Genomic DNA, 11503 nt, shown 5'->3' with positions numbered 1-11503 from the left:
ATGTTTGGAACACTCTTTCAGTCCAGCGCCGTTGTGAGCACCGCGCTCAGCGTTGCTACCCTTGCCACGTTTGCAACCGCTGCCCTGGCGATGCTGGGGCTGACGTGGACGTCCGAGCGGTGGCGGGTTCCGCTGGCCCTGTCAGGCGTCGCGCTTCTCGCATCGGGTATTGAATACTACGCTGCATCGAACATTTGGCTGACGGGCCAGCAGCTCAGTGCGGCTTCGCGCTATGTTGCGTGGTTTGTGGTTCAGCCGATGCAGGTGGCCTCGGTGTTCTTCTTTGCGAGTATCGCGGGAAAAGTGCCCGTCGGTGTCTTCTGGCGGACACTGGCAGCTGCAATCCTGATGGTTCTCGCACGGTACCTTGGTGACGCACGGATTTTCAATCCAACCCTTGGCGTGCTGCTGTCGATCGCCTTCTGGCTCTACATTCTCGGCGAGATGTATTTCGGCGCGATGGCGGATGCCGTCAGCAAGTCGACGCGGCCAATCCGGCTCGGTTATTTCTGGATCAGGCTGATCCTGACCATCGGTTGGGCGATCTACCCGATCCTGCATTTCGTGGATGTCGTTATCGGCACGGGACATGTGGCGCCGATCATCGTGCTCTACACCGTTGCTGACCTTATCAATCTCATCGCCGCCTCAATGATCGTACTTGCCGTCGCCGGCGAGGAGCGTTTCTGAGGGCTGTCAATCTTCGCGCCAATCTGCTCGGCGCCCGCGGTTAAGTGGAGGATCTTCCCATGAATGGCTCAGATGTGATCGCAATCGTTATTCTCGTAACGATCATCATCGCGATCGGTGTCTATCTGCTGCACTGGCTTTACAGACACTCGTCAAAAGACCAGTCCTTCGTCCGGACCGGCCTCGGGGGCGAGCGAGTGGTCATGGGCGGTGGTGCGCTGATCATCCCGATCGTCCACGACATCACTCGCGTCAACATGAACGCGATCCCGGTGGAAATCAGGAGACTCGGCGAGCAATCCCTGATCACCAGGAACAAGATGCGCATCGATATCATCGCCGAGTTCTTCGTGCGGGTCGTGCCGACGGAAGCCGGTGTCTCGACCGCCGCCAGGACGCTCGGAGAGCGCACCCAGAATCCGGCCGCGCTAAAAGAGATCGTTCAGGGCCGGTTCGTCGACGCAATGTCGGCCATCGCTTCCACAATGACGATGGATGAGATCCACACCAACCGCGGTCGTTACATGAGCGAGGTCGCCGCTCTGGCGGCGACAACTCTCGGCTCCAACGGTCTCGAGCTTGAAAACGCCTCGCTGACCAACCTCAACCAGACCGCCATTTCTGTATTTGACCCGTCCAACGCGTTCGATGCTGAAGGACTGACCCAGCTGACCGAGCAGATTGAAGAGCGCCGTCAGCTCCGCAACCGCATCGAAAACGAATCGCGGATTGGTATCAAGCTCAAGGATTTCGAGACGGAGCAGCGGGCTCTGGAGATCGAGCGTGACCTTGAGTACGCTCGCATTGAACAGACGCAGGCAATCGAAATCCGCAAGGCCTCCCAGTTGGCGGAAATCGAGGCAGAGCGGTCCAGCTCCACGATCAGTATTCAAAACGCCAGGATTCGCAGCGAGCAAGAAGGCGAGCGGATCCGGATCGCCAAGGACCGACTGATTGATTCCGAACGGATCACTACCCAGTCGGAGGTTCGGTCGCTGGAGATCAAGAAACAGCAAGAGACTGAATTGACGGAGATCATGTCGCGCCGCGAGCTCGAGATGCAACGGATCCAGAACCGCCGGGAAGTCGAGGCCGAGAGGATCGAAAACGAGCAGCATGTGAAGGAGTCGGAAATCCGGTCGCGACAGGAGTTGTCGATTATTGAGACGACCTCATCGGCCGAGATCGACCAGGCCAAACTGCAGAACCAACGGGTCACCGAGACACACCGTATCGAAACCGACAAAACCATTGAATTGCTGGCCGTGGCGAAGTCAAAAGAGGTTCGCATCAGCAATGAGCTTGCCGAAGCGGACCAGGAAAAGGCGCGCCTGCAGAAGCGTTACGATGTCGACGTCGAACGCTTGAGGGTTGACGAGGAAATCGTGCAACTCGAGATCGAGAAAAACCAGAAAATCAAGCTTGCCGAGACCAAGGCATTCCAAGAAATCCAGGACGCGTCGATCGAGGCCAACCGCCAGATTGATGAGCTGCGCATCGCGGCGCGGAAGTTTGTCGACAAGTATGAGATCGAACAGCAGAAGGAGGTTGAAATCGTCGACAAGGAACGGCTCATCGCGGTGATCAACAAGTCGATCGAGGAAGCCTACGCGAAGACGGAAGCCGCGGAAGCCCTGAAAAAGCAGGTTGAACAGGAAGAGCAGGTCAACAGCGCACGCGAAGAAGAGGTGGCCGAACGCATCAAGCGGATCGAGCTTATCCAGTCTTCGTCCAGGGTCGAGCGCGACGCCCAACGCGTGGTCTCTTCGGCAAAAGCCGAGAAGGAAGCTACGGAACTAAGGGCGCAGGCTGAAATCGCCGAGTCCAACGCAGCCGAAATCCGCTACGCCAAAGACGCCGCCGGGCAGCGCATGCTCAACGAGTCGGAAAACACCCGTTCGGACGCCAGCAGGCGGAGTGCCATCTACGAGAACCTCGTCAGCAATCTGCCGAGTATTATTCGCGAGACGGTCAAGCCGATGGAAAACATCGAATCTATCAAGATCCTGCAGGTCGATGGACTGCCAGGCCTCAACAGCCCCTCGGAAACGGCTGGCGCGGGCAATGGCGGCTCGGGTGGCGGCAACATGACGGATCGCGTCGTGAACTCCGCCATGAAGTACCGCACCCAGGTAGCGTTCGTAGACGGGCTCATGAAGGACCTCGGGCTGCCGATCGAGAATCTCGGGAGCGCGGGCGGGATGTCGTTCCGCAACTTCCAGGGGCCGGATGCTCCCAAGGACAAGGACGACTGAACGCGGCCCGCTTTAGCGAGAATCTTTCATGACCCCGCTCGGCCCAAATGAAACGCTAGACCGCCACGCCCTGGTTATGGCGTGCTGGTTGGCAGCGGCCCTGCCGGCCGCATTCTTGTTTGACTACGGATTCGGCCAAGGCGGGGCGCCTTATCTCCTCTCCGGGTTCGCGATTATTCTGGCGGGATTTGTGGCGCATGTGATCGTAAATGCTGTTTACGGCACAGGGTTCTCGCCCCGCGAATTGGGACTTGGCCTCATCATCTATGGATTCGGCCTCGTCCTTTTCGTAGCTCTGTCGCTCGTTGGCGCGCCATTGGCCGTGCATAACTTCATGCCGCTCAGCGTCGGCTTTATCACCACAGGGGCCGTGGTGATTTTCTACCTGATCATCCGGTATGGAGCGCGACAGGCATTTGAAGGGTTCGACGCCATCCGCGACTTCCGTTCGGGCGACCGAGATTCAACCCGTTCGACGCGAGCCTCCGAATGACCCCCCTGCTGGTTTCCATACTCGCTATCGTTGCGGTCTTCGGTCTCTATCTCGCAACCATCAGCGGCCGTCACACCCAGCAGGCGTCTGACTTCGTGGACGGCGGTCAATCATTGCCGCCTTGGGTGATCATCTTCGCTGGTGCCGGCATTACCTTGGCTAGTCTCAGCCTTTCGGGCCACCTGGTTTTGCTCTCCACCTTCGGCCTGCAATACAATCAGATTGCTGTCGGGATCATCTGTGTCGCCCTCGTCGCAGCCCTCACGCAGAAGCGCCTGTGGCTCGCTTCGAGACTGACCTCGTTGCGAACCCTGGGTGACCTGCTCGGCGATTATTTTGGCAGCACCACCCTGCGCATTTTCATGCTTGTCTTGTTGTTTCTCTTCACCATTCCGTTCGCGGCGATGGCTCTGTCTCAGGCGGGCGAACTGGTGGACGCTTCAACCGCGGGCGACATCCCGTCCGGGCTTGCAATCTGGGCGATTGCGTTTGCGCTCTTCGTTTGCAGCGTGATCGGCGGCTGGCGCGGCACCGCCTATTTCGTTGCCGCCCAGTCCTTGCTGGTCCTGGCCCTCCTTCTGTTCTTCGGCGGTTTCACGGGCTTCACGGTTGGCAAGCTCGCGTTTACCGCTGGCGGCATTGCGACAACCGGGGGCGTGCTGCCCGACATGATCCCCGGAGTGATCCAGTTCACAGCCGGTATCGGCAAGGAACTCCCGATCGGAGGCATCTGGACGACGTTTGCGGGATTGACGTTCGCACTCTCTTTGGGCGGCATCGCCATCAGTCCCGGGTTCAGCTTCCTCGGCATGACAAGTAAGCCGCATCGCGGCTTTGCATTTGGCCAGGTCTGGATGATCGCGGGGGTCGCGGCCGGTGCACTGATATTGGTCGGGCCGATCCTGGCCGGCGAGATCGCGGCAGGAGGACCTCTGACCGCCTTCACCACGCGCCTTGCATCGCTCGACCAGATGGTGGCGGTGGGCTTCATTGTTCTTTTGGTGGCGGCATCCCAAATTGCCGTGGCGTTTTTCGCCGGATCGGGTGCTTCCATTTGCACGCTCGAGCTCACTTCCCGCTACATTGTTCCGGGCATGGACCAACGCACGATGCGGTTTGCGGCACGTGTAACCTTGGCCCTCGTCTATGGCGCCGTCGCCATCGCCGCGAGTTATGCGCCGCTCGGCGCGACGATCTTTTCGTCTCTCACGCTCAGTCTGTCCGTGCAGCTCCTGCCGGCAGTACTAGGCCTTTGCTGGGTGCGTTGGATTAGCCGCAGCGGTGTGCTGACGGGGCTAATTGTCGGAGGTCTCTTCGTGGTGTTTACAGAGAGCTTCGGCTTGGTCCTGTTCGAGCGACTGTTCATCGACCTGCCGTGGGGTCGTTGGCCTCTATCGGTGCATTCGGCCGGATGGGGGCTGATCCCGAATTTTGCGGCGTGCCTCCTGGTCTCCCTGTTCACGCGAAGTGGTGCTGAAAGAGATCGCAGGGACCGCCTCCACGATGCATTTGAGAAAAGCCAACCGGCGCGCAATGGCAACCCTGCGGCCACGACCGCGAAATGGTCGCTGACCCTGCTCTGGGCGTTCTTCGCGCTCGGGCCTGGAGCGATCCTAGGCAACAAGTTCTTCAGCCAGCCGATTTTTGCCGGAACTGTCGTGGCGCCGGGCGTGCCATCGCTACTAATCTGGCAGGTGCTGTTCTGGTTCGTCGGCGTCTTCATCGTGTGGTGGCTAGCCTATCAGGGCCGGCTATCCGTGATAGATCAACTGCCGCGCCACCAGATCAACCTCGTGCCTGACGTCAACCCCTTGTTTGAGCCAACCACGACGCCGTGGATTGCCCGGCTCGTTGACCGTGTCACGGGCAGGTAGCGGGGAGATGGAGGGCATCGATCTCAGGCGCCTGCGCTATTTCATTGCGGTGTGCGAGCACGGAGGATTTTCTCGCGCGTCCCAATCCATCGGCGTAGCGCAGCCTTCGCTGACGCGGCAGATCAAACTGCTTGAGAAGGAGGTCGGGGTTTCCCTGATCAACCGCAGCGGGCGGGGCGCCGAGCCTACGGCAGAAGGCCGGTTCCTGCTGGGTCAATCCCGCCTTCACATTGATGGCCTGGATGACGCCGTTCGCGAGATGCGTCGGCGTTCCAATGGACTGAAAGGCGAGATATCGCTGGGCATCTGCCCAACTATCGCTTCGCTGTTCCTCGAGGACATCCGCGGTTTCGTCGGAGGTCAATATCAGGGCGTGACGCTGAACGTGGTCGAGGCCTACAGCGGCGACCTCGCCAGCCTCATGCGCGGCGGACGTCTCGACGCCGCGCTCACCTATCGGCCTACTTCGCCGGAAAGGCTCGATATCATCGATCTGTTCTCAGAGCGCCTTGTACTTGTAACGTCCTATGCCGGTGTGAAGCTCCAGCCACCGCGCCAGCTCAGCGATATCAGCCGTCTGAAGCTGATCCTCCCCAGCGAAATCCATGAGTTGCGGCGAATTATCGATCGGGTCTACCGGGCAAAGGGCATTGCCCTCAAGCCAGAGCTGGAACTCGATTCCCTTGGCGCGGTCAAAACCGTGATCGCTGATAAGGCCACGCAATATGCAACCATTCTGCCTCACTCAAGCGTGGCCCGTGAACTCTCTCAACACGCATTGAGTGCCTCCGCCATCGCCGACAGGGATATGACGCGAACCATCGCCCTGGTGCGGCCGCAGGAAAGCGCGGCCCAGCATGTCGTCCTCCCCATCCTGATTGACGAAATCCGCCGGTTGGCGCAGCGGCTGAAGAAATCGCAGGGTAGCGCAGACACGGTGTCGTTGGGACAGGGCTAGAATAAGAGGCATTGCCTCGCGGCCCTACCATCACCCCGTAGGGAGCCGAGTGTGCCGTTTCGCTATATCTCCCATTACAAAACGCTATTTGACGGAGGACCCCCTTCCGGTGCGATGGTATCGGAAAAGCAGGATATGGAGCGAGCCATACCAGGCGCGCTGGAGGGAACGACCGTCACCTGAAGCATGGGGAGCCAAGATCGTAGTGGAAACCGCCCCCGCAAGACGTGTCTCCGCTGCACGCCACGACACCAAGGGCGATCCCGACAACCCGGTGACGGCGATCGAACTCTTGCAAAAAGCCCGCGCGCAACTTGTCGCCGGCGGTAGTTCGGAACCGCTCGAGACGTTCGCTGGGGCTCTTTCGACGCCGCCGGGGATGCTCGTCCCCAAGTCCGTATCGCGCGGAGCGCCTGATGGTTAATTGCGGGCGCCAGCAATCCAGTAAAGGTGAATAGTCATGGCCGTATCAGCGACGCTCCTAAGCAGGATCAAGGACAAGGACCTGGTCCGCGAAGCGGGATTGATCGGCAAAGAATGGCTCGGTCGATCGCAGTCCGGCCAAACCTTCGACGTTACCAACCCGTCAACGAACGAGGTGCTGGCGACATTGCCGGATTTCACGCGAGTGGAAATCGCGAAAGCCATCGACGCAGCTTATGGGGCGCAGAAGGACTGGGCTGCCCGTACGGGCAAGGAGCGCGCTGCCGTTCTGCGTCGCTGGTACGATCTCACAATTGCGAATCTGGATGATCTGGCCACCATCTTGACCGCCGAGATGGGCAAGCCGTTCGCAGAGTCGAAAGGCGAAATCCTTTACGGCGCGTCCTACATCGAATGGTTCGGCGAGGAGGCCAAGCGCGTCTATGGTGACACCATCCCTGGGCATGCTCGTGACAAGCGGATCGTCGTAATCAAGCAACCCGTAGGCGTCGTCGGGGCCGTGACGCCTTGGAATTTCCCTTCGGCGATGGTGGCGCGCAAGATCGCTCCGGCCTTGGCGGTCGGCTGTTCGATGGTCTTCAAACCGGCAGCCCTGACCCCTCTGTCTGCCTTGGCACTGGCCGTGCTTGCGGAAAGGGCAGGGGTCCCGGCCGGCTTGCTGAGCGTGGTCCCGATCACCAAGAGTTCGGACTTCGGTGATGAGGTCTGCGAAAACGAAAAGGTACGCAAACTCACCTTTACCGGATCCACTGAAGTCGGCCGCACACTTATGGCGCAAGCATCGGCGCAGGTGATGAAGCTCAGCATGGAGCTGGGCGGCAACGCACCGTTTATCGTGTTCGACGATGCCGACATCGATGCCGCTGTCGAGGGAGCCGTGGTCTCAAAGTATCGAAATGCCGGACAGACCTGCGTTTGCGCCAACCGCCTGTACGTGCAGACCGGCATTTACGAGGAGTTTGCGGAAAAGCTTGCACGTCGTGTGAAAGCCTTCAAGGTGGGCGACGGCTTCGCGGAAGGCACCGAGATCGGTCCCTTGGTCGACGATCGCGCCGTGGCCAAGGTCAGGCGCCACATCGAAAACGCCGTCGCTCATGGCGCCAGCATCGTGGCCGGCGGCCCGGAGCACCCCCTGGGCGGCAATTTCATCTGGCCGACCGTCCTGACCGACGTGACAGCCAAAATGGCGGTAGCCCGTGAAGAAACGTTTGGTCCCCTGGCACCCCTGTTCCGTTTCGATACGGTGGAGGATGTCATTGCCATGGCGAATGACACCGAGTTTGGGCTGGCGGCCTATTTCTATGCCAAGGATATGTCGCGCGTCTGGGCTGTGGCCGAAGCCCTCGAGTACGGCATGGTCGGCATCAACACTGGCCTGATTTCGACGGAAGTAGCGCCGTTCGGCGGTATCAAGCAGTCAGGCTTTGGGCGGGAAGGCTCGAAGTACGGTCTCGATGACTTCACGGAACTCAAATATCTTTGCTTCGGCGGTATCGCTTAACGCGCGCAGGCTTGGCGCTCATGTGTGGAGGTGCATGTGGGATCCAGGGGCCGTTGCATGGAACCAGCGACTTCCGGGTGCCTCGAACGAGAGTGATGTCAGTTCACGAGGCAGAACTCGAAACCCTGGCGTGAAGCGCCAACGACTGCCGCCAATGTTCTTGAACATAGTGATGTCGCCATCCGTTCGGCCAAGGCCGCGCCTTCTTCAGCGCAATCGGCCCCGGAGGAATTCTACAATCCGTTCATGGGTACTATCCTAGGGCGGGGCTGAATTGGGCGGGCCGCACGAGGTCTCGCCTCTGGCAGGCAGAACCGTCGCGCGGCGCGGGAGAAAGCAACGGCGGCAAGCGGTCAGCACAGCGCAAAAGGTCGACCTTCAGCCACATAAGCCCGAGAGCCAAACCGAGTACCGCACGTCTCCGAATTTCAGCCGAAACCGTCAGACCGCCTTCAGATCGAACTGAGATTCTCGGCGATCGTCCCCATCAGGTTCTGCACGTCGATGCGCATGTCCGGGTTGATGGCCTTCGGCCAGGTCGACAGTTTCACCCCGACGAAATCCCGTTGATGATCTATATAGACCATCTGCCCGTAGACCCCTAGCGCCAGGATGACCGGGGCATCGACATCGGCGATCCAGAACTGGTTGCGGTAGGCGCCATTGGGGCGGTCGGCCCGGTAGCGCTCGGGGAACAGGCTGGTGTCGCCGATGCGCGTGTGCGCCACCCATTGCTCCGGCACGATCTGCCTGCCGTTGGCGCAGCCGTCCTGCGCGTAGATCAGGCCGAAGCGGCCGAGATCGCGCAGGCTTGCCGACAGGCCGCCGTCGGCGATGGCATATCCTTCCGGATCGACCGCGAAATTCGCCTCGTCCTCGGCGCCCATGGGTCGCCAGATCAGTTCGGAAACGAGATCGGCGAGCCTGCCCCGCACGGCCGCCTCGATACAAAGACCCAGCACTTCGGTTTCCATCGACCGGTACTCGAACTCCTGGCCGTGCGGGCGCGACAGGCCGCGCAGGGACCCCACCAGCTTGCGCACTGTCCTCGCGCTCGTATTCCCCGCCGGCGCGGGCTTCCAGCCGACCGCGATGTCCATCAGGCCGATGCCGGACACGGGGTCCGCCATATCCTCGGGGAAGTGCACGCCGCTGGTCATGTCCAGCAACTGGCTCACGGTGACGTCACGATAGGCGCAGTCCGAGAATTCGGGCACATAGGCCGCCACGGTCCTGTCCAGCGGGAGGCTGCCCTGGTGATGGAGGATGCCGGCCAGCGCTGCCACGACCGATTTCGAAACCGACTGCGTCAGATGCACGCTGCCAGGCCGCATGCCGTTCTTGTAATCCTCGACGACGACCCGGCCGCGATGCAGGATGAGAAAGCCGTCGGTCCATGAGCCGTCGAGCACGGCCGCCGCATTGACCCTGTCGCCGCGATGGTCGACGAAGGTGAGGGCGGCGAGGTCGAGGCCGGTGTGCGCCGCTATGAGCGGCATCGGTTCCGCGCCGGCGATGGGGGCCGTGGGCAGGAAATCGCTCACATGTTGGTAGGCCCAGCGATTGCGAGGCGCGCGGTCCCAGTTGGCCAGTGTCAGGTCCTCGGGACGGGGCAGGCGCCCGGGTTCAGGATCGCGCATCGGCCAGGATCATGTCCGCCGCCTTTTCCGCGATCATGACCACGGCGGCATGGGTGTTGCCTCGCACGATGCGTGGCATGATGGAGGCATCGACCACGCGCAGGCCAGCGATGCCGTTCACGCGCAAGCGTGGATCGACCACGGCGCCGGCATCAGGGCCCATCCGGCAGGTGCCGACGGCATGGATGTCGGAGCCCGCCTTCTGGCGGATGAAGTCGAGGATCTCGTCATCGGTCTGTACGTCCTTGCCCGGCTGCAATTCCGAGGCGACGTAGGGCTTCATGGCTGGCTGCTCGGAAATCCTGCGCACCAACCTTATACCGAAGGTCATGGCGCGGATGTCGTATTCGGTCTGGAAGAAGTTGAAGCTGATCCTCGGCGCGGCCATGGCATCGGCTGAGCGCAACGTGACCGCACCGCGCGCATCGGGATTGACATGTTCGGGGCTGAAGCTGAAGCCGGAAAATGGATGCGGCTTCGCACCTTTGGCTGTGCGCTCGCCGACGCTCCAGGCCGCCATCGCCATCTGGATGTCCGGCCGGTCTTGCGTATCGTCGCTGCGCGCGAAGCCGCCGACATAGATGCCGGTCTCGGCGAGGTAGCCCTTGCGGGTGACAGCATATTGCATGCCGACGCCGATCCGCCTCGCCAGACTGTTGGCGATGTCGTTGACGGTGATCGGCTTGGTGCAGCGGAACATCAGCTGGACGCAGGTATGGTCCTGCAGGTTGCGGCCGACTTCCGGCAGGTCAAGGACGCAGCCGATACCGAGGTCCTGCATCGGCGCGGCGGCCCCGATCCCGGACACCATGAGTAGTTGCGGGGAGGCGATTGTGCCTGCCGACAGGATGATTTCGCCAGCTGTCGCGATCCGCCTTTGCCCGCCTTGGCTGAACAATACGCCTGTGGCGACGCGGTTCTCGACGACGATCCGCTCCACCCGGGCACCTGTGACGATCCTGAGGTTGGCGCGCTTGCGGGCCGGGGTCAGATAGCCGCGCGCCGTGCTCCAGCGCCGGCCTCTGTGGATGTTCATCTGGTAGTAGCCGAAGCCGTCCTGCGCGGCGCCGTTGAAATCGTCGTTGCGCTCAAGCCCGGCCTGCACCGCCGCCGCGCAGAGCGCGTTCGGCAGTTCGTGGTCGAACGACTGGTCTGACACTTTCAGCGGGCCGCCGGCACCATGCCAATGGTCGGCACCGCGCGACTGGTCTTCGGCCTTGCGGAAATAGGGCAGGACCTCGTCATAAGACCAGCCGTCGCAGCCGGCCTTTGCCCAATCGTCGAAATCCTCGGCGTTGCCGCGCACATACATCATGCCATTGATGGAGCTCGATCCGCCCAACACCTTGCCGCGCGGCTGGTAGAGCACGCGCCCCCGAAGGGCGCTCTCCGGCTCGCTCTCGTACATCCAGTTGTAGCGGCTGTCGGTGAACAGTTTGGAATAGCCCATGGGCAGGTGGATCCAGGGGTTCAGGTCCCTGGGGCCGGCTTCGAGCAGCAGGACCTTTTTGCGGCCGCTTTCGCTAAGGCGCGCGGCCAGCACCGCACCGGCCGAACCCGCGCCAATGACGATGAAGTCATAGGGGCCGCCGTCAAGCAGCAGGGCATTCTGGGCATCGGGCATCGTCTAGGACCTCGGACACGAAAG

General features: G+C 61.2%; 8 protein-coding genes. 6 read left to right on the top strand and 2 right to left on the bottom strand.

Features of this window, described 5'->3' with window-relative positions; translation table 11 throughout:
- The 6 genes from AC07UC_RS30020 to AC07UC_RS29995 all read left to right on the top strand — a co-directional run bounded on the left by AC07UC_RS30020 (position 1) and on the right by AC07UC_RS29995 (position 8215).
- On the top strand, positions 1–690 hold the full coding sequence (locus tag AC07UC_RS30020; RefSeq protein ID WP_494908377.1) for a bacteriorhodopsin: 690 nt from the start codon (positions 1–3) through the stop codon (positions 688–690).
- Positions 691–749: 59 nt separating this feature from the next.
- A complete protein-coding gene (locus tag AC07UC_RS30015) occupies positions 750–2945 on the top strand; it encodes a flotillin family protein (protein ID WP_494908376.1) in 2196 nt (731 codons plus the stop codon).
- Between the two features lie 28 nt (positions 2946–2973).
- The gene (locus tag AC07UC_RS30010; protein ID WP_140775085.1) at positions 2974–3438 is read left to right on the top strand and encodes a hypothetical protein; all 465 of its coding nucleotides are present in this window, start codon (positions 2974–2976) and stop codon (positions 3436–3438) included.
- Positions 3435–5312, top strand: coding sequence for a hypothetical protein (locus AC07UC_RS30005; protein WP_494908375.1), 1878 nt, complete (start codon positions 3435–3437; stop codon positions 5310–5312). Before AC07UC_RS30010 ends, AC07UC_RS30005 begins: the two co-directional genes overlap by 4 nt.
- A 7-nt stretch (positions 5313–5319) precedes the next feature.
- Positions 5320–6270, top strand: a complete 951-nt coding sequence (locus tag AC07UC_RS30000) for a LysR family transcriptional regulator (RefSeq protein ID WP_494908374.1) — start codon at positions 5320–5322, stop codon at positions 6268–6270.
- Positions 6271–6730: 460 nt separating this feature from the next.
- Positions 6731–8215 carry an NAD-dependent succinate-semialdehyde dehydrogenase gene (locus AC07UC_RS29995; protein ID WP_494908373.1) on the top strand — a complete coding sequence of 495 codons (1485 nt, stop codon included), beginning with the start codon at positions 6731–6733 and terminating at the stop codon, positions 8213–8215.
- Between the two features lie 452 nt (positions 8216–8667).
- Here the strand turns inward: AC07UC_RS29995 and AC07UC_RS29990 are convergent, their stop codons facing one another.
- Together AC07UC_RS29990 and AC07UC_RS29985 are read right to left on the bottom strand one after the other, a co-directional pair.
- Positions 8668–9855 (bottom strand): serine hydrolase domain-containing protein, encoded by a 1188-nt coding sequence (locus tag AC07UC_RS29990; RefSeq protein WP_494908372.1) that lies wholly within the window; start codon positions 9853–9855, stop codon positions 8668–8670.
- Positions 9842–11479: a GMC family oxidoreductase gene (locus tag AC07UC_RS29985; protein WP_494908371.1), complete on the bottom strand. Its 1638-nt coding sequence runs from the start codon at positions 11477–11479 to the stop codon at positions 9842–9844. Before AC07UC_RS29985 ends, AC07UC_RS29990 begins: the two co-directional genes overlap by 14 nt.
- Positions 11480–11503: the final 24 nt, after the last annotated feature.

The organism is Mesorhizobium sp. GW821-FHT04C10, from assembly GCF_059420305.1.
The sequence above is the reverse complement of the archived record's forward strand: the minus strand, read 5'-3'. Positions and strand labels throughout refer to the sequence as shown.